Here is a 21,125-nt window from a genome sequence, read left to right as displayed (position 1 = left end):
AACTGGTAATACGCGCTTTTATTAATTGGCGAAATAAATATAAATTGAAACGACTACGGCTAAAATCAAAAACCCAACAGGTTTTAAATATTTCCAATTTTTAATATCTACTTGGTTTGTATATACTTGAACATAGTCAGTTTCTCTAGGTTTAAAATAGCTAATGGTATACATAATAATTATTGCTATTACGAATATAACTCCCATAATATGTAAGAAGTGAGGAAAGAACCTACCACTCTCTTCAAAGTGAGGTCTTACAACAAACAGTGCAATTAAATAAGTTATTACGCTAAACACGATAGCAACATTTGCTGCTTTAGCAGTAACTCGTTTAGAAAAAATTCCAACTACGATAATAGCTAAAATAGGTACACTATGTGTTCCATTTAATTCTTGTAAATAAGTAAAAATACCACCTTGCACACCATATAGTAAAGGAGCTATGGCCATTGAAAATATAGCCAGAACAATTCCAAAAACCTTTCCCGCTTTCACGACATCGTGTTCTGAAGCTTTACTATTTATGTATTCTTTGTAAAAATCTAGTCCAAATAAAGTCACCGAACTATTTAATGCACTGTTAAACGAACTTAAAATAGCTCCAAAAAGCACCGCAGCAAAAAAGCCAATAAATATTGTTGGCAGGACTTTTTTAACTAACATAGGGTACGCCTCATCCGTATTGGCCAAATCTCCATTAAAAATATAAAAAGCTATAATTCCTGGTAATACAACGATAATCGGAACCAAAATTTTAATAAAAGCAGCCAACAAAAGACCTTTTTGACCTTCTTTTAGATTTTTAGCTCCAAGTGCTCTTTGTATAATTGCTTGATTAGTTCCCCAATAATAAAAATTAACAATTACCATTCCTGTAAAAATCGTCCAAAAAGGCACATCAGAATCTGGTCCGCCAATAATATCAAACTTCTCAGGAAGTGCTGTTGTTAATGTAGTCAAACCCGTAAATACATTTCCGTCACCAATGTACATTAATCCAAAAACAGGAATTAATAATCCTCCAATAATTAAACCAATAGCATTAATAGAATCTGAAACGGCTACAGCTTTTAACCCTCCAAAAATGGCATAAATACTTCCTATAATTCCAATTGACCAAACAGTAATCCAAAGGGTTTCCTCTGGACCAACGCCTAAGGTCTCTGGGATATCAAACATCGTGTTTATTGCTAACGCACCGGAATATAATACTGTAGGTAACATCGAAATGGCATACCCTAAAAGAAAAAGAATGGATACAATAATTTTAGTTGATTTACCATATCTATTTTCTAAAAATTGTGGTATTGTAGAAATGCCACTTTTTAGATACTTTGGCAATAAAACAAAAGCTGTAAAAACCATTGCTACAGCGGCTAACACCTCATAGGCGATAATAGGTAAACCATCTCTAAACGACACCCCATTCATACCTACAATTTGCTCTGTAGATAAATTAGTTAATAATAGCGAACCAGCAATGACTGGTCCAGTTAAACTTCTTCCCCCTAAGAAATATCCATCAGATGAGTTTTCGTTAACCTTACGTGTTGCTAAATAAGCAATTATTGCTACTAATAATGTAAACCCGACAAATGATAATATTCCCATAGTTTAGTTGTTTTTTTTGAGTGTGTTAGTTAGTTAAAGTTTATGCTGAAATAAATGATAATACGTCTCGTTTGCATTAATTTTATCTTTAAAATCTCTTACAGAAGTTTTATCATCAATGACCAACAATTCGATACCTGCAATATCGGCTAAATCTTCCATAAACTCGGTAGTAACCGACTGACAATACACTGTATGATGTGCGCCTCCAGCTAAAATCCATGCTGTAGCTGCAATTTCTAAATTGGGTTTCGGATCCCATAGCACTCGAGCAACTGGTAAATTTGGTAAATCTTCCATAGGTTTTACAGCTTCTACTTCATTTACGATTAAGCGTAATCTATTCCCCATATCAACTAACGATACGTTTATAGCTTCGCCCGGAGTTGTATCGAACACTAATCTAATAGGAGCTTCTTTACCACCTATACCCAAAGGGTGTACTTCGCATGAAGGTTTGCCATCTGCTATTCCTGAGCAAATTTCCAACATGTGTGAACCTAAAACATACGACTTTTGTGATGTAAAATGGTATGTATAATCTTCCATAAAAGAAACACCGCCTTCTAAACCTACATTCATAACTTTTAGAGCCCTTACCATAGCTGCAGTTCTCCAGTCTCCTTCGGCTCCAAAGCCATATCCATCTGCCATTAATCGTTGCACTGCAATACCTGGTAATTGTTTTAGTTCCCCTAAATTTTCAAAAGTATCAGTAAAAGCTTTAAAACCTCCGGCATCTAAAAAAGCACGCAAACCCAATTCGATTTTCGCAGCTTCAACTAAAGAGGCTCTCTGCTCTCCTCCTTTTTTTAAGGATGATGTTAACTTGTAACTCTGCTCGTAAGTAATTAATAATTCATTTATATCTTTATCTGAAACATTGTTAATATGTTCTACAACATCAGATGAATCGAATCCATTAACAGAAAAACCAAATCGCATTTGAGCTTCTACCTTATCGCCTTCGGTTACTGCGACTTCACGCATATTATCACCAATTCTTGCTACTTTTAAATGTTGTAATTCATCCCAACCTAGAACAACTCTTGACCATATTCCTAATTTTTTCTGTACGTGTTCATTCTGCCAATGGCCTACAATAACTTTACGTTTTTTACGCATTCTACTCATCATAAAACCAAATTCCCTATCTCCATGTGCAGATTGGTTAAGGTTCATGAAATCCATGTCTATAGATTCCCAAGGAATCTCAGCATTGTATTGTGTATGCAAGTGACATAAAGGTTTATTTAAAATAGTTAAGCCTTTTATCCACATTTTAGCAGGTGAAAACGTATGCATCCAAGTGACAATACCAATACATTTTCTTTCAATATTAGCCTCTTGACAGATATTCGTGATTTCTTCGGGAGATTTTACCGTAGGTTTCCAAACAACTTTAATAGGCAGGAGTGATGAAGCATTAAGGCCTTTTACAATATTCTTTGAATTTTCTGCAACTTGGCTTAGGGTGTCTTCCCCATACAAGTGTTGGCTTCCTGTAACAAACCATATTTCTTTTTGTGATATATCTATCATAATATTTATTCTTCTATTTATTGTCCGTAGTAAGCGTTTTTACCATGCTTACGCTCATAATGTTTTTTAATTAAAGATGCTTTTAACCTTGGTGCGTCGGGATTTATTTGTAATGTAAGGGCTGCCATTTGAGCTACGGTTTCTAGCACCTTGCTGTTATAAACCGCTTTTGAAGCATCTTTACCCCAAGTAAAAGGGCCATGATTACCAATCAATATCATTTCTACTTCTGTATGCGAAAGCCCCTTTTCTTTAAAACAATCTAATATTTGTATTCCTGTATTGTGTTCATAATTACCTTGAATTAAATCGTCACTCATAGGTGGAGCACAAGGAATATCTGTAGTTAAATGATCGGCATGTGTTGTTCCAAAAACAGGAATATCCTTTTGTGACTGTGCCCAAGCCACTGAGTACATGGCATGCGTGTGTGCAATACCTCCAATATCACCCCAATTTTTATATAGATAGGCATGTGTTTTGGTGTCTGAAGACGGGCGTAAGTCTCCTTCAATAACAACATTATCAAAATCTAGAATAACCATATCCTCTGGCTTTAAGTTTTCGTATGGCACGCCACTAGGTTTAATAGCAAAAACACCTTTATCTCTATCTACGGCACTTACGTTTCCAAAAGTATATATAACCAACCCCAGATCGTTTAGCGCCATATTAGCTTCGTAACATTCTTGCTTTAATACTTTATAGTCGGTGCTCATTTATTTATTTTTTGTAATGCTTTCTATAAAAGAGCTAAGCTCGCTGTATGATTGCATCTGATTTTTATAGGTATCTACTAAGTTCTTTTCAGGATAATAAGTTGCTTCAAAATCACTACCCATTTTCTGACTAGCCTCTAAAACTGTTGGATAAATCCCTGCGGCAACTGCGGCATATATTGAAGCGCCTAAAGCAGGTGTTTGATCGGAAGCTGCAATTTTTATAGGTTTATTTAAAACATTAGCAAGTGTTTGCATAATGTATGGTGATTTTCTAGCAACACCACCGATACCTATGACACTTTTTATAACAACCCCTTCGGATTCAAATCTTTCTACAATTTTTTTAGACCCAAAGCAAATAGCATTCACCAATGCCTTAAAAATATGTGGTGCTTTTGTGCCTAATGATAAATTTGACATTGCAGCCTTTAACTCTTGATTAGCATCTGGGGTTCTTCTTCCATTAATCCAATCTAATGCTGTTGGAATACTTTCTGATAATGGAATATTTTGAGCCTGCTCACTTAACGTCTTTACAAAATTAGCTTCAATTTCTTCTTTTAATTTAGCTTTTTGACTATCATCTAGAATTGCTGATTTCATCACCAAATTATCTATTGGCCATGACAAAATTTCCTTAAACCAAGCTAATAAATCTCCAAACGCAGATTGCCCTGCTTCTAGCCCCACAAATCCTGGGATTACAGAACCATCAACTTGTCCGCAGATACCTCGAACGGTTTTACTACCAATAAGTTCGTTTGAAGAAACTATGATGTCACAGGTTGAAGTACCCATAACTCTAACTAAAGTTTGTTCTTCGATTTTAGCGCCTACGGCTCCAGCATGTGCATCAAATGTACCTACCGCTATTACAACATTTGTTGTAAGGCCTAGTTTACTGGCCCATTCTTCACTTAAAGAACCTGCTACTTCATTAGATGTATATGTTTCTGTAAATAAGTTCTCCTTTAATTTACCTAAATATGGATCTAATTGATTTAAAAATTCTACTGGAGGTAAACCATTCCAATCTTGATGCCACATGGCTTTATGCCCTGCGGCACATCTGCTTCTTTTAAAAGATTTTAAATCTTTATTTTCTATCAATAAAAAAGAAATTAAATCACAGTGTTCCATCCATGAAAAAGCTGCATTTTTTACATCTTCATCTTCACGAATTACATGTAAAATTTTTGCCCAAAACCATTCCGAAGAATATATACCTCCTTCATATTTTGTAAAATCAACACCGCCCCAATTTTTAGCTAAATCATTAATTTCATTCGCTTCTTTTATAGCTGTATGATCTTTCCAAAGCACCATCATGGCATTAGGATTATCCTCAAAACCATCGATTAAAGCTAGTGGGATCCCCTGGTTGTTAACCGGTATTGGAGAGGACCCCGTTGTATCAATGCAAATCCCTTTAACTAAGTTCGCATCAACACCACTTTTACACATTACCGATTTAACAGTCTTTTCTAACCCTTCTATATGGTCTAATGGATGTTGCCTAAATTGATTTATGCCAGCATTACAATAAGCATTATTCTTCCACCTCTGATACCAATGAACATCAGACGCAATCTCTAAACCATTTTCAGTATCGATTAATACCGCTCGAACAGAATCTGAGCCATAGTCTAAACCAATAACATAATTTTTCATTAATTAAACATTTTAAACAAATATAGTCTTTTATTTTTATAAGTGTCATTATCACACTTCAAATATCAAATTAAAATAATATTTGTATAAAATGCGCTTTTAAACTTTATAAAAATCAACTAAAATTGGAGTCTTAACTAAATAGGGTTTTTAATTTTTATCTAGAACAAAAACATTAATGGAGTGTGGGTTTACTTGTAATGTTCTATTTTCTTCTAAGAATTCCTTTGCATTCACAGTATTTGTTAAAACGGCATCTAGCGGGTTCTTTTTAGCATATACCTCGCCTGAAATTTCCATATGTTTAAAATTATCTTTTACGTTAAAAGATGCTGCATCTAAATGAATATTTCGAGTGCTTGAATAATCTCTATTGATAACATGAATAAAAAACTGTTGGTCACTTTCACTCACTACAACGTCTAAATAAGCTACTTTTGGTTCTGGGTTAAGAATTCCAATGCCGTGATATGGTTGCTCATAAAATTCTTGATTAGACAAAGAACTTTCAACAAATTCATTGCCATGATGTTTAGCATACAAACCTGTTGCTAATCCTGTTGGAAATATTCTGCCTTTACCTGTTTTTTTTTCTATTCTGATTGTATTTATCCCCCAACTATTACCTGCCATCATGGATTGATTCCCTATTTTCACATATTTCGAATGACGCATCATTGCATGCAACATAGATGTTGACCCTATGGCTTGAGCTAGTTTTGAATCTTTTAAACCAGCCTTCCTAAAAGGCCCTGTAACCCAACCATTCCAATTCCACTCTGTAACTGCAATATCAACCTCATTTTCTACAAGTGTTTTAAACCCTGAACTATGAAAATCGGATTGACCCGTAGTTGGATTAAAGTCTGGAACAGTAATCATTCCATAATACAAAGCTTCAGGAGTTATTTCTTTTATCGTATCCTTAGCTTCATCAATTGCAAAACCTAAACCCCAAGGTTTATAATGGTGATATGCCATCATATCAAATTTATCACCTAATTTCTCCTTCGCTGGCTTAACTAACCCTACAGAGTTACCTTCTATTATAATTTTAATAGAGCTATCAATCCCACGCATTTCATCAATATAAGATTCTACTAAGTTATAATACCTATCTAAAACCTTGTCTTCAATTGGCAAAACACCTAAATCTATTTTTTTATCAAAAAACCAAACTTCATTACCTATTTGAAAATAGGTCACATTATAAGGTTCTTTTCTGCCATTTTTTTCTCTTAATTTAGCCCATTTCAAATATTTTTCTGGTGCATCTGCCTCAACAGACAGGTTACAATATGCAACAAGTGCCGCAGCATATTCTGCAGATTCCTTCAAAGAACGTTTTTCAAAATAAGCATCTCCTAAATTAACCACTAATAAAGGTTCAAACTTGCGTCTTTCAGCTAGCTGTAAAAACTCATCAATACCTAATGAATTATCTGAAACTACAACGTCTGATCGCCCATCATAATGTGGGCGTTCTGGATCTTTTCTATCATAAGCATTATCAATTAATTCTGTCCATTGGTAATAGTCTATATCTGTCCCTCCAGGAAAACGCACAATTGGGACTTCTAGAGAATCTATAAACACCTCCACATCCTTTCTGATAGTTCCCGTTTCATCGTCCCAAATGACGTCTGCTCCTGTTTCTCCAGACCAATTACATTTTTCTAGAAAATGCCCGAAAACATTGTCATTTAAAGGGTGTTTCTTTTTATGATTTAATGATAATACCGCACCCTTCTTCAATTTTTTATCAGGATTTGTGTAAGATAGGAATAGGGATACTGCGAGTACTATAAGTAGTGCTTTTTTCATCTTGAATTTCGATTGTTAAAATGATTATTTTTCAGACTTTAAGTTTTAGAATGCGTAAACGTTTACAACTCCAATACGTGTTCACATAAGAAGTTGAGTACTTTAAGTTTTGAGTAGATAAGTTTTTGCTGAAACCTATTCTAGTTTCACAAATATAGTATTTATTTTAAAAAGTGTTTTTTTTACACTTAAATAATTTAAACTGATCCCTACAGCACTATTAGTGGCGCGGAAGCCTCAATGAATTTGAAGATATGATGAGGTATTAGCTTCCGGCTTTAGACCGGTTTAAATGATACGAAGAATTATTATTTAGACTAGATTTTAGCTTTCAAGAAGCATTTATAGGTAGTCCATCTATTTTAAAACAGAATAAGTGCAAAGAAATAACAAGTAATTACTCCAGTTAGATTTTAAAAACAAAGCCTTCTTTAAGTTTTTCATGATACTTATCACTATCAAAATTATATAAATACGAACCCTTTTTTGAAGACTCCATATCTTTCTCTTTCAATTTAATCAGTATATCTAAGGCATTAATTTTACTCGTAAAATTCCTTTTATCGAGTTTCTTATTTAAGATCGACTCATATAAATTTTGAAGTTGTAACATTGTAAATTTTTCTGGTAATAGCTCAAAACCAATAGGTTTGGTTTTAGTTCTATGTTTTAACCTTGATACGGCTCGTTCTACCATACGATCATGATCAAAAATTAGATTAGGAGCATTTTTTAAACTAAACCACTTTGCTGTATCTAAATGAATGGCTCCATTGTTGTGAGAATCTATATCAATTAAAGCATAATAAGCTACTGATATTGTACGTTCCTCTGGATCTCTATCCAATTTACTAAAGGCATAAAACTGCTCCATGTATACATTATCCAATCCCGTAAGATGACTTAATACACGTGTAGCTGCTTGATCTAGGTTTTCTTCATTTTTAAGAAAACCTCCAATCAATGACCATTTTCCTTTTTCAGGCTCAAAATCTCTTTTAATCAATAAGATCTTAAGATCTTCACCATCAAAACCAAAGATGATACAATCTACCGCTAATAATACCTTATCTTCTTTACTGTAATTGTTTAACATAAAAACTCTTTTAACCTGACTATAAATTCGTATTGAATGAGAAATAAAATTTTACAAATAAATGTAATTTTAACATATCTAACAATTAAAATTGATTATTATAATAAAAAAGTCGCCTAAAATAACATTAGCGACTTTTTTATTATTTTATTTCCTGATTATTAGTTCTTTATTAATCTTCTTGTAGCCTGAACATTACCAGAAGTAATACGAACAACGTAAACTCCTTTGTTTAAATGCCTTGTATTTACAGTTCCGGTATTACTTAAGGATGCCGCATTAATTGAATTAATTTTCCTTCCCGTAATTGTAAATAGCTCAATACTAACTGGAGCATTTGGCTTTGAGTTTAATTTATAAGTGAATGAATCTGTAAACGGGTTAGGGTAGATTGATAAACTCTCTATGCTTGATTTAAAATTATCATCTAGAGCTAATGTTGTATCACCGTTATCAAAAACAATGGAATCTATTTCTAAATCTTTATCTTTTGGACCTCCCCCATCGCGGCTAATATAAAGTCTAAAATTAGTTGCATCTGCAACTGTAGAATTATCCACATCTATCCATTGCGTATTTGCACCTAAATCGTACGTTACGGTTTCAAAATCGGCCATTGGATCGCTCCAACCACTCGTTTTAATAGGAAGAACTACTCTTGTAGACCTAGAAGTACCAGATGTTATCCAATCTAATTCAATTTGATTATTTTCATTTGGTAGTGATAAATTTTTATACGTAATATGCACAATAGTATGGATAGTAGGATCTAATTTAAATTGTTTTTGTTCAACATAACCAACGTCCCATGATCCTGAACCCGTATTAATTACCATGGCTCCATTTGCAACAGTAGCACTGGTATTTGGAGCTCCAATAGATCCAACTGCCCACCCTTCGGTATCATCATTTGTATCAAACAAATAGCTAGCTTTTACCGAAACAGCTTTAGCCGTAACTGTAAAAGGAATATCGTCAGCAAAAACTTTGTTATAATCAGGCGAAGGTCCTTCAAGGAATATTCGAGCAATGTAATTTGTAGCTGCAACTAAAGGTGCCTCAATACTTAAACTTTCTGTACCGGTTGTATTTGCAGGTACGGCCTTAAAAGATTGATCTGTACCATAACGTGTTATCGTCCCAGCATTATCTTCATAAAATCTTAAAATTAAATTATAGGCATTAGAATCTGTCGTGTAATCCACAGAAAAATCAAGCATATCACCAGTTTCAATAGTCGCTGGAAGTGTACTGGTCACAGATACGGTCTGCGCCTGCATGCCTAATGAAAATAGTACTGCGAAAAACAGTGTGTGTAATTTTGTTTTCATATTCGTTTTTGGTTTTGTTTAATTAGTAATAGTTCGGTTTACAAAATATTTTTTCAAGACATAACATTTTAAGACTTAAAAAAAAATCTACTTTGCAATAAATATAACGAAAACAAGTGTGTTAAATACATTTATAGTAAATTATAATTACTTTTTAATAAAAAAAATCGTCTAAATATAAATTTAGACGACCTTTCTTACCATAACACTTCAACTATAAATCTTACTTTTTCAATAACTTTCTAGTTTCTTTAACTTGACCTGAAGTTATACGAACTAAATACATGCCTTTATTTAAATGTGCCGTATTTACGATTCCGCTATTATCATTTGTTTCACTTATTTTTCTCCCATCAAGTGTATACAACTCAACACGCACTGGGTCACTCATTTCTGCATCAAACTTATAAGTGAATGAGTCGGAACATGGATTAGGAAAAAGCACAAGGTTTTTAATTTTACTATCAGCTTCATCGATACTTAAACCTTCGTCAACCAGATTCGGAATCGAATAACTATTAAAGGTAAATCTACCGTGACCACTCGGAATCATTTTACCATCGGTATCTCTATTTTCAGATTGCCCAACTACGGTCCATTCTAAACCATTAATTTGCCAATTTTCATTTATAGTTATTTGTACTCCTGGATATTCAGATTCTTTTACAATCAAATGATCAATAATATCTTTCATATCGATCTCTGATGTGATCAAATCGGTCGTATAGTTTGCCTGAGGATTATCCTGTACGATAGCATCTGGCACTAAATTATAAGATGCCAACTCGCCCAAATAACCCGGCACAGTTCTTAACACCTGGTAGGTTAACCCGTTATTTGCGGTGATTTCTCCAATGTTATTAAATTTATGAATGCCACTTGTGCTATTATCATCATATTTTTTTCTGAAATTTCCACCATTATCAAAAGCATGAACTATAATATCAATTCGATTTCCTGACATATCACCATCTTCGGTAATCCATGCTGTGAAATTAATTTGACCTTTTCCGCCACTACCAGGGCTCCACTGCCCTTCTAAAGTTGCTGGAAGGGGAAAATCAATATCTTTTAAAGCTGTTGGAAAACCACGATCTGTAAAATAATCTTTATGTTCATGCCAAGAGAACTTCTGTATTTTAATATCAAATTCTTTATGGCCATCAGATTCACTATTTTGGTTTTCATAATCAATCCATGAAGGCGACCCAAAATCACCGAACTTCATTTGTAGTGGACCTTCCCAACCATTTGCGATATAATAATTTGTATAATACCCATCACCTAAGTCTTGAGAAAAGAAACCATTCTGACTGCCATTACCTTCATATGGCTGCCCTCTGTATGTTATAGCACCATCTCCTTTGCCTACCAAAACATATGGGATTTCTGGTATCGATATAGGTTCCCAAGAACTACCTGGCGAAAATAAAAGCGCTTGAATTCTGTTTGTAGTTCCAGGAAAACCTGCATCAACAATTAAATCAAGTGTTACTGTATCATTACCAGCTGGCAGCTCAACCCAGACATCACCAATTTTTTTCCCATTAGATGCATTTGCTTTATCAAGAACCTCTACTAATATTTTACATCTTTCAACTAAATTATATTTAACATTTACTTGTCTTAAACTCCCATTATTAATAGGATCTTCTGATGTGTTCACTATTTCTAGCGTGTTTTCGCCAGTAGCAATATATTCATTTACGGTAATATTAGAAAAATTATAAGTATCTAACTCGCCCCAGTTGCTAGTATACAATTGGGCTTGTAAACTATAATTCGTACCGGCCACTGCTGGTGAAAGCACGCCAACGGTAACCACTCCTGAATCGTCTGTAACATTAACAAATTGTTGTTCTAAATCGCCTGTAGGCCCTTTAAAACGTATTAAAGCCCATGCAGCTGCTACTTCAGGTTTTTTTGTATAACTCAAATTATAATCAATAATCCTGTCGGCAAACACAGTAGTTTGTGGCTCAACAATAGTTATAGTGTTCTCTACAGCATTTCCTTCTTCTACAACTACGCCTGTTATATTATCAGTGTCCAAATGGCTCCAATTTCCATCGGTGGTAAAAAGTTGTGCTTGAAAAGCATAACCAGTCCCTAAAGCACTTGATGGTATTGGGAGACTTACTGAATTACTTCCTGGACTAACTGATACTTTTACGGAAACATTATTAAGATCATCACTAGCTCCCGCTACTTTAAATCTTATATATGCCCATGCGTCTGAAACCCCATCAAGTGAATAATCAAAGTCAATTTGAACGTTTGTTCCTGCCGTTACTGTTTGTGGCGGATTCACTATCGTAATAGTGCTTTGTGCTTTCATAACCACCGAAGATAGTATAGCAAGAAAGAATAAGTATAATTTTATTTTCATAGTTTTAATTTTGAATAATTAGTTTTTAAATCCTCTAAAATAGTTCTTGTTAGTCTTTATTTTTTTTGAGTTAATCCTTGTTTTTTAAATGATTTAATTAAAAATATAGCGTGATTTTCCCTCGTCCATATTAGTAATCAAATTTAAAGCTACATACATGATAAAAACAAGTCATGGTATGTCGCAAGTTTAATCTTACTTTATCATTAATTTTAGTATTAACTTCTTTAATAAGCAAAGAAACCAATACGCTACAAATATAAGTGTAATATTTACATTTATATTGCATTGCTAAAACATTTAACAAAAAAAATCGTCTAAATATGCATTTAGACGATTTTTACCTCAACTTTATTCTTGTTATTTTATGATTAATCTTTTAGTTTCTTGCAATCCGTTAGAAGTAAAACGAACCAAATACACACCTTTACTTAAATCTGAAGTATTCACACCATTACTTAAAGACGTATTATCATGCTCTATCACCTTAATTTTTCTTCCATTAATTGAAAACAGCTCAATACGCACAGAATCCGTCAATTGATTGTTAAATTTATATGAAAAAGAATCTGTAGCTGGATTTGGAAAAATTGACAAGTTGTTAAAACTATTTGCTATGTCAGCTGTCCCTAATGATGCAGTAGCTACTATCCCTCTGTATGTTTTCTCGTAAACTACGTCATTCAACAAATCATAAAGTTGTACATTATAACTGTAATTATCTGCCTCGGTTGTTGGTGTATCAAGGCTTATCACGATGTCTCCAGAATTTCCAGTTGGAAACCCGAATTCTGAAGTTACTTCATTACCATCACCGTCTAAAAATCTTACTCCTATAAAGTAATCTTCTGTCTGTTGTGTATAACTTACAGTGATATCCACAGAAGAGTTAATTAATACTGGACTTACTGGATTACTAATAGCAACCGTATTTGCCGGTGCTGCTACTACAGTAACATCTTCTGGTAAATCGTTCGAAATAATATTATTGTAACCATTATCAATATCAAAAAGTTGCACTTGATAACTATACCCTGAACCTAAAGCATCCCCCGGTATTGGTAATGGCAAGGTTAAACTTCCTGAACCAGCAGATACTATTTGATTAACATCTGTTAAATTACCACTAGCATCTTTAAATCGAACAAATATATGGGCATTAGCAAGATCGGTTACATAGTCCAAGTTAATATTAACATCTGAACCTGCCTCAACATTAGTTGGTGGCGTATTTAAAGTAATAGAATTTTTTGCAACCTCAACAGTAATATCAGTATAGTCATTACCATCTATATAGGCATACGAATCATTGTGATCAAATAACTGCACTTGGTAACCATAATCAGTACCTAATGCATTAGCAGGTATTGGTAACTGCACAGTTTCTGTTCCAGAACCTTGAGCGACTATTACACTAGCTGCTGTCAGGTTACCTGATGCATCTTTTAATCGTACAAAAGCATGTGCGCCACCTGGATAATCCGTTGCATAATCGAAACTAATATCAACAGATTCTCCCGCATTTACCGTAGTTGGGTAACCAGAACTTAACAATATGAAATTAGAGGCTGCCGTTAAATCAACACCATAATAATCTTCCGTAGCTAAATCTAACCAACCTGCATTATGATCAAAAAGCTGAGCTTGATAATTATAACCACCACCTGGAGGCAAGGCTTCACCATCCTTAGCGTTTGGTATTGGAAGACTTAATGTTTCTGTTCCAGAACCAGCACTTAATAATTTAGATACATATGTTAAATTGTGTTCAGTATCTGGGCCATTTTTAAATCTAATGTAGGCATATCCATCTACAGCAAGTGTGTAGTTAAAAGTGATATCTACATTGGTATTTCCTTGTACCGATTGTGGTGGAGTTAAAATATCAATTGAATTTTGTGCCTGCAATGACAGCGACATGAGTATTGCAGAAAATAATAGGAGTAATTTTGATTTCATAATTTTGATTTTAATGTTATTAACAATTAACTTTTTACTTAATTATTTAGTTTGATAAATATATAACTTTTTTTTATTTAAATGTAACTTACACACTTAAAAAAATAAGAATTAACATAAAAAAGCCACTTTAAATAAATAAAGTGGCCCTTTTCGCTATTAATCAAGTGTTATCTTTTTATTAATTTTTTTGTTATAGTTGCATCTAAAGAACTAATTTTAAGCAGGTATAACCCTTTATTTAAATGACTTGTATTAAATGTTATACTATTTGAGCTCCTGTTACTACTTTTAATTATTTCAACCCTTCTACCATCCATTGAAAATAACTCTAAGGTTACCGCTCCTTTCAATTCTGAATTATATTTGTAAGTTAGAGAATTAGAAAAGGGATTTGGATATACAGACTCCTCTAAATCGATAGACGCCTCTTTACTTAATTTTGATGCTTTTGAAATTGAACCGCCGTTTAAATCTGGAATGGTATAAGAAGTCAATGTTAATTTAGCTTTACTGTCTTGTATTACAGCTCCCCCAACGGTATCTCCAGATGATCCAATATAGGTCCACTCCAAACCATGAATATACCATTGGTTCGTTAAAACAGGAATATCACTATTGGCATCAACTACGATCAACTTCTCTAAAATATCCCGCATATCTAGTGACACAGAAAAGGGTGTTGTACTAAACGTGGTTTGCCAAATGCCATCTCTAGGGTTACTCGTTGGAACAATATTGTAAGTGGCTTCTTCTCCATAACCACCAGTATTTCTTTTTAACACATAATATGTTATACCGCCACTAGTAATTGTTGACAATGGCTCTAAATTATCGTTAGGGTTATCTACATATTTTTGATGTAAATCACCAGAATTATCCCAAGTATGCACAATGATATCGGACCTTTTAAAAGTATTATCAATAGACCCTGATTTGTCATAAAGCCAAGCGGTCATGTTTAAAAATGTACGACCTTCACTATTTGGACCCCATTGCCCTGTAGCCGTACAAGTTACATTATTATTTAATGAAGCTATTTTTGTTGGGTAACCTCGATCGATCTTATCTCTATCATTATGCCAAGAAAATTTCTGAATTTTAATATCAAATTCTGCGTGGGTATATGGCCCTCCTGAGGATCCATTATTATCCCATTCCACCCACGATGCTTGTTCGGCTGGTCCAAATTTAGCCTTAAGATCGCCTTGCCAGTTTTCGTTTACAAACCAATTACTATAATACCCGTTACCTAGAGCTTCTTCAAATTTTTCATTTTGCCACCGTCCGTTTTCATAGCCTATTTGTCCGCGATAGGTAATAACACCATTTCCTTTATTAAGCAGTTGAGATGGTATATTTTGTACCGAAATTAATCCACCTGAATTGTTATACATAAGTACTCGAAGTAGATTTACTGCTGCCGGGTTACCATTATTGATAACTAACTCAATTGGCACTGTACCATTACCCGCAGAACTAATCTCTTTACTAGCTTTTCCAATAATTATATCATTAGTGCCTACAATATTGTTGTTACGCACTTCAACCTCTATTCTGCAAGGTTGAATTGCATTATATTGCACGTTTACTGTTCTAATCGTTCCATTGTTAATAGAATTTGCAGGTGTGTTAACAATATCTAGGGTGTTATTACCCGAAGGCGGTGTACTTGACACTACTGATACCGCACCATTATCATCTGCTTTTCCTGCCCAATTTTCCAATAACTGGGCTCGAATTTCATAATTCGTTCCAGCAGAAGACGGCGCCTGAACCGTTAATGATACCGTGCCTGAATTAGCAGTAAGTGAAGATACAATATCAAAATCTAGTTGACTACTTGTGTTCGTATCATAAAATTTCACCAATACGCGCGCCGTTGGAAAATCTTTAGTATAACTCACATTTAAGGTTACTAATTCATTCGTATCCACTGTAGACGGGCGGTTTAAAATAGTGACACTATTCGCTTGTGATGGCCCACCTGACACTACAGATACTACTCCATTATCATCTGCTTTTCCTGCCCAATTTTCCAATAACTGGGCTCGAATTTCATAATTTGTTCCAACAGAAGACGGTGCCTGAACCGTTAATGACACCGTACCAGAGTTAGCGGTAATTGAAGATATGATGTCGAAATCTAATTGACTACTAGTGTTCGTATCATAAAATTTAACTAGTACTCGCGCAGTAGGAAAACTTTTAGTATAACTTACGTTTAATGTAATTAGTTCATTAGCATTAACTGTAGATGGGCGATTATCTATTGTGACGCTATTCTGTGCTTGTAGTGCTATTGAAAAAAGTATTCCAATGTATATTAAAAAGTATTTAGTTTTCATAAGTTTAGTTGACTGTTTAATTATTAAATTATTTTTAATTGTTATTCTTTACGCTTCATCTTTGCATAGGCCTATTTTATTTAAGGTTAATATTATATATTTCTACAACTTAAATGGAAGTCTCTATTTAAGCGTAGCAAATCATTTATTGAAAAAGACATTTAATGTGTTATAATCTCAACAATACATTAAATGTCTTTTTAACACTTATAATTTTTTGCAAAAGAATCCACCTAATTAATAACTAACTAATTAGTATTACTCTGCTATTTTAGTTAAACCACCTAAAAAGAAATTATTTATTTTAACCTATAAAGTTTAAATCTTTATTGGTTAATAAATTTTGTTATATACCACATACCGTGCTCTTATCCATTAGCATAAAAAACACTTTTTACAACTTAAATTTCTATATTAGAACGTCTTATCGTTCATAAATATAGTAAAATAATAATAAAGTGTGATTTTTACATTAAATATTTGATTTTGTAAATTTTATAAGCACGGAAAATTTCGAAATACCATTGTAGCCTACAGCAAAAAAAAATACCCATTTTTAAAGTATAGAAACAAAAAAAGCTGAACAATGCGCACACTGCTCAGCTTTAATTAGTAAAAAAACCTGTTTACTTTTTAAAAGGTTTTATATAAAAAGTAAATTCATAGGCTTGGGGCAACACTCGATATTTATTTAAAATAGAAATTGCTGTTCCTCCAACACCAGACATTTTATGATCTAAATTTAAAGTCACATAATCTACACTTTGCAATTGATTTTTGTAATAAGCTCGCGTCATATTATCGGTATCATACAATTGAGCACTTGTATTAAATGTTTGATCGCCTTTAATTAATAACCCAACGCCATTATCATCACTAATGGACGTCCAATACACATCGGTTTTATTGCCATAATCTTGTGGAATAATATAAGGGATATAATCTGACTTTACGGTGGTTTCATAACTTCCAAACTTAGCACCTGTTTTTCTGTCAGGATAGGTTTCATAAGGCCCTCTTCCATACCATTTAATATTCTGAAATGTCTCTGGTATTTGAAGTTGCAAACCAATTTTAGGAATCCAATGGGTAAACTCTCCTTCTGCAGATGATTTTGTTTGCACCCTTATTTCTCCATCTTTAGAAATCGTGTAATTAAATGTATTTAAAAAACCAGTGGCTGCATTATTAACATGGTTAGTCGTGGCAAGTGTTACTACTTTTAAGCCAACACGTTCTTTATTTTTAACAATCTGGATAGTCTCGACTTCATGTTCTAGATTATTTAAACCTAGAGCATACCACCCATTAGACATATCTTTAGCCATGCCATCCTTTTGGTGTCCAATAGAAGTTGTAAAAGTTCCCCAAGCATCCAATTCATTAGCCAGTGGTGCTCGCCAAATATTAAATTTAGGCCCTTGCTTTAAATATTCTTTTTCTTCATAAACCATAGAGGTCAGCAACCCCTTTTCTTTATTAAAAGTATAAGTGAAATTCGAGCCTTTAAATACAATATTTTCAGCATTATCTTCTATAGAAATCCCATCAACACTTACTGTTTCGGGCTTCTTTTCTATAAATGGAAATTCAAACTGCTCCCAAGCCACTTCGTGACCCTTTTTTGCCCAAACCACATCTTCTGAAATAGAAAAACTTAATTCAAGTACATAATGCGTTGCTTCTTTAAAGTCCTTTGTTTTATATGGGATATTTAAACCTTTTTTTGTTAATGGTTCTAGATCGATTTTTAAAGTTCCCGATTCTATTTTTTCTCCATTGGCAGATAACGACCAGTTGGCTTTTAATGCCTTTAAATTGGTGAATGAAAAACGATTAAAAACTTCAATCTGTCCTTTTTCCAAATTAACGACTTCAACAGCCACAGGTTGTGGCGATTTCTTCAATTGCCATAGTTCTGGCTGAACCGTTCTATCTGGCCAAACTAAACCATAAGTTCTTCCTGGTAAACCTAGACTGTAGTAATGAGATTCATCGTTAACAGACTCAAAATCTAACCAAAGTGCTGCGTTTTTTTTCAATGAATCACTATTTGCTGTCAAATCTTCAATGGCTATCACTTTATTAAAAATTCTAACATTATCAATAGTTGTATGTGTAAGGTAGCCTAAATGGTTATCTATAATTTCTGCAGATTTTCCAACATTCACAGCGTAAGGGCCATTAATTATATCTCCTGTGCAGGTTTTTGACGCCACCTGTTTTCCGTTAATATAAAGTCTTAAATTCTGACCATCGTAAGTACCTGACACCTGATGCCACTTGCCCACCCAATCCTCAGGAAGGCTAGCTTCTAAAGTAACTTTCATATCTGTGTGAATATAGAACTGAATTTTGGTATCACTTGATTGTACAATTCCATATTGATAATTTCCTTTGGTAATAAAATAGGCATCACCATTATATTTTTCTGGTTTTACCCAAAAACTAAGTGTAAGTTGATCATCAGAAATATCTAATGCGGTATCACGATAAACTTCTAACCAATCATCATGACCACTTAAATAAAGTGCATTACCAAATTTACCTTCTTTTAAAAGTGCTTTATTCATTAAAGACGTCATCACTTTATTTGGAGAAGCGTCTGGAGTTGTTCTCCATCGAGCATCAATGCCAGGGCTCACCCAATCCCAAACGGCACCACCCGTTAAGCGCGGGTATTTATAAATGGCTTCCCAATACTCATCCAACCCTCCAAGTGAATTTCCTGCAGCAGATAAATACTCGTCCATAAACGATGGTCGGGCGTCATCACCTAGAGCAAAACGTTTTGTAAGTGTAAATGGTGTTACATATCGAGGCCCAACAATATCTTCACATTTAATGGGATTTGTTTTTGGGTTCTCATCACTATTTCCGCCATACATCCATGCTGGACGACTTGGGTCTATTTTTTTTCCTTCAGCAATTATTGCACAAATATTATCTCCAGGACCGCTCTCATTACCAGCACTCCAAATTACAATTGAGGCATGGTTTCTATCTCTATATACCATTTTTTGCATCCTATCTAAATATTGAGCTCTCCATTCTGGTTGGCTAGATAAATGGATGTTACTATGTGCTTCATCGCCTACTTCATCAATAATATACATACCAAGCTCGTCAGCCAAGTCAAGATATTCCACGTTTGGTGGATAGTGGCTTGTACGAACGCAATTAATGTTAAATTGCTTCATTAAGATCAAGTCCTTTCTCATCGTTTCTACATCCATGGCATGTCCTGTTTTAGGATGCATCATGTGGCTATTTACGGCATTGAGCTTTACGGGCATTCCGTTTACATATATGGCTTTGTTTTTTACTTCAACTTTTCTAAAACCAACGTTGTGCCTAAAAACTTCAATTATTTTATTGTTTGCATCTCGTAATTCTAATATAAGTGTATATAAATTGGGATGTTCTGCAGACCATTTTTTAGGATTGTTTACAGGAAATGATCCCGATACTTTATCAAACTCACCTGTCAATTGATTTTCTTCAACTTTAGTTAAATTCTCACTGGCAATATGCCTTTTTTTATCGTCATACAAACTGGCATGAATCACATAATCATGTGACTTATCTTCATCAAATTGGGCTATATATGTTTCTATATTTAAAGTCGCATCCGCATAGTTTTTATCCAACTCTGTAGTCACATAAAAATCATGAATATGTGTTTTTGGTGTTGACATGATATAAACATCTCTAAAAATACCTGCAAGCCTCCAAGTGTCTTGATCTTCTAAATACGAACCATCGCTATAATGAAGTACTTTTACCGCTATGCTGTTTGTACCATTTTTCAAATATGGTGTAATATCATATTCAGCAGGTTCCATGGCGCCTTGATTATACCCTACTTTTACGCCATTTATCCAAACATATGAAGCGGATTGCACGCCTTCAAAATGCAGAAAATGCTGTTTCTCTTTCCAGTTTTTTGGTAAGGTAAAGGTTCTGTAATAAGAACCTATAGGATTAAACTCTTTAGGTACCAACGGTGGTTTTGAATTATATGGCTGACCAATGTTTCTAAACATGGCATATCCAAACCCTTCCATTTCCCAGTTTGAAGGCACCTTTATTTTATCCCATTTTTTACGATTAAAATTATCTTTATAAAAATCTGATGGTGCCTCATCCAAGTTTTCAGAAAAATTAAAATCCCAATCGCCATTAAGAGTCAAAAAATTTGGAGATGATTTTTTATCCTTACCAAAAGCTTCCTTAACCGTATTAAACGGCATTAAATTGGTATGAGGTAACACTTGATTTATTTGAAAAATACTTGGGTTTTCCCAATCATTCTTTGATTGTGAAAATCCGAAATTGCTAATAATATTAAAGCAGAAAAAGCAGATAAGAACTCTATTTAATTTAATCATTTTTTTATCCTAATTTTTATTTTCAGTTGATGAGTAATATAAAGTATTACTATTAAACCCAGTTGATTTATTATTAATTCTAAAAGAAGATGTTACCATTTTCATTATATTTACCAAATATAGTGTAATTTATACACTTTATAAATTTAAGATAAAAATAAATCCTTGTTAAGGACTATATCAACAAACCATCACCCCATTTTAAACCACGATAAATAAAACTAAAAACTCTATGAAA

11 protein-coding genes are annotated in these 21,125 nt (G+C 33.8%); all 11 read right to left on the bottom strand.

Annotated elements, in window-relative coordinates:
* Nucleotides 1-21 precede the first annotated feature (21 nt).
* The gene (locus Q4566_RS07270; RefSeq protein WP_303419977.1) at nucleotides 22-1,614 is read right to left on the bottom strand and encodes a solute:sodium symporter family transporter; all 1,593 of its coding nucleotides are present in this window, start codon (nucleotides 1,612-1,614) and stop codon (nucleotides 22-24) included.
* A 33-nt stretch (nucleotides 1,615-1,647) separates the two neighbouring features.
* A complete protein-coding gene (gene araA, locus Q4566_RS07265) occupies nucleotides 1,648-3,156 on the bottom strand; it encodes an L-arabinose isomerase (RefSeq protein WP_303419976.1) in 1,509 nt (502 codons plus the stop codon).
* A gap of 17 nt (nucleotides 3,157-3,173) precedes the next feature.
* Nucleotides 3,174-3,875, bottom strand: coding sequence for an L-ribulose-5-phosphate 4-epimerase (locus Q4566_RS07260; protein ID WP_303419975.1), 702 nt, complete (start codon nucleotides 3,873-3,875; stop codon nucleotides 3,174-3,176).
* Entirely contained in the window at nucleotides 3,876-5,549 is a 1,674-nt protein-coding gene (locus Q4566_RS07255; protein WP_303419974.1) for a ribulokinase, read from the bottom strand.
* Between the two features lie 150 nt (nucleotides 5,550-5,699).
* The gene (locus Q4566_RS07250; protein WP_303419973.1) at nucleotides 5,700-7,373 is read right to left on the bottom strand and encodes a hypothetical protein; all 1,674 of its coding nucleotides are present in this window, start codon (nucleotides 7,371-7,373) and stop codon (nucleotides 5,700-5,702) included.
* A gap of 406 nt (nucleotides 7,374-7,779) precedes the next feature.
* Nucleotides 7,780-8,469, bottom strand: coding sequence for an NrtR DNA-binding winged helix domain-containing protein (locus Q4566_RS07245; RefSeq protein ID WP_303419972.1), 690 nt, complete (start codon nucleotides 8,467-8,469; stop codon nucleotides 7,780-7,782).
* Nucleotides 8,470-8,630: 161 nt separating this feature from the next.
* Nucleotides 8,631-9,800, bottom strand: a complete 1,170-nt coding sequence (locus tag Q4566_RS07240) for a T9SS type A sorting domain-containing protein (protein ID WP_303419971.1) — start codon at nucleotides 9,798-9,800, stop codon at nucleotides 8,631-8,633.
* A 223-nt stretch (nucleotides 9,801-10,023) separates the two neighbouring features.
* A complete protein-coding gene (locus Q4566_RS07235) occupies nucleotides 10,024-12,189 on the bottom strand; it encodes a T9SS type A sorting domain-containing protein (protein WP_303419970.1) in 2,166 nt (721 codons plus the stop codon).
* Nucleotides 12,190-12,549: 360 nt separating this feature from the next.
* Nucleotides 12,550-14,148, bottom strand: a complete 1,599-nt coding sequence (locus Q4566_RS07230) for a T9SS type A sorting domain-containing protein (RefSeq protein WP_303419969.1) — start codon at nucleotides 14,146-14,148, stop codon at nucleotides 12,550-12,552.
* A gap of 170 nt (nucleotides 14,149-14,318) precedes the next feature.
* Complete coding sequence (locus tag Q4566_RS07225; RefSeq protein ID WP_303419968.1) at nucleotides 14,319-16,496, bottom strand: T9SS type A sorting domain-containing protein; 2,178 nt, start codon at nucleotides 16,494-16,496, stop codon at nucleotides 14,319-14,321.
* 626 nt (nucleotides 16,497-17,122) lie between these two features.
* Nucleotides 17,123-20,887, bottom strand: a complete 3,765-nt coding sequence (locus tag Q4566_RS07220; protein WP_303419967.1) for a glycoside hydrolase family 2 TIM barrel-domain containing protein — start codon at nucleotides 20,885-20,887, stop codon at nucleotides 17,123-17,125.
* Nucleotides 20,888-21,125: the final 238 nt, after the last annotated feature.

It is taken from the genome of Tamlana sp. 2_MG-2023 (assembly GCF_030548465.1).
In the GTDB taxonomy this organism is placed as follows: domain Bacteria; phylum Bacteroidota; class Bacteroidia; order Flavobacteriales; family Flavobacteriaceae; genus Pseudotamlana.
The sequence above is the reverse complement of the archived record's forward strand: the minus strand, read 5'-3'. Positions and strand labels throughout refer to the sequence as shown.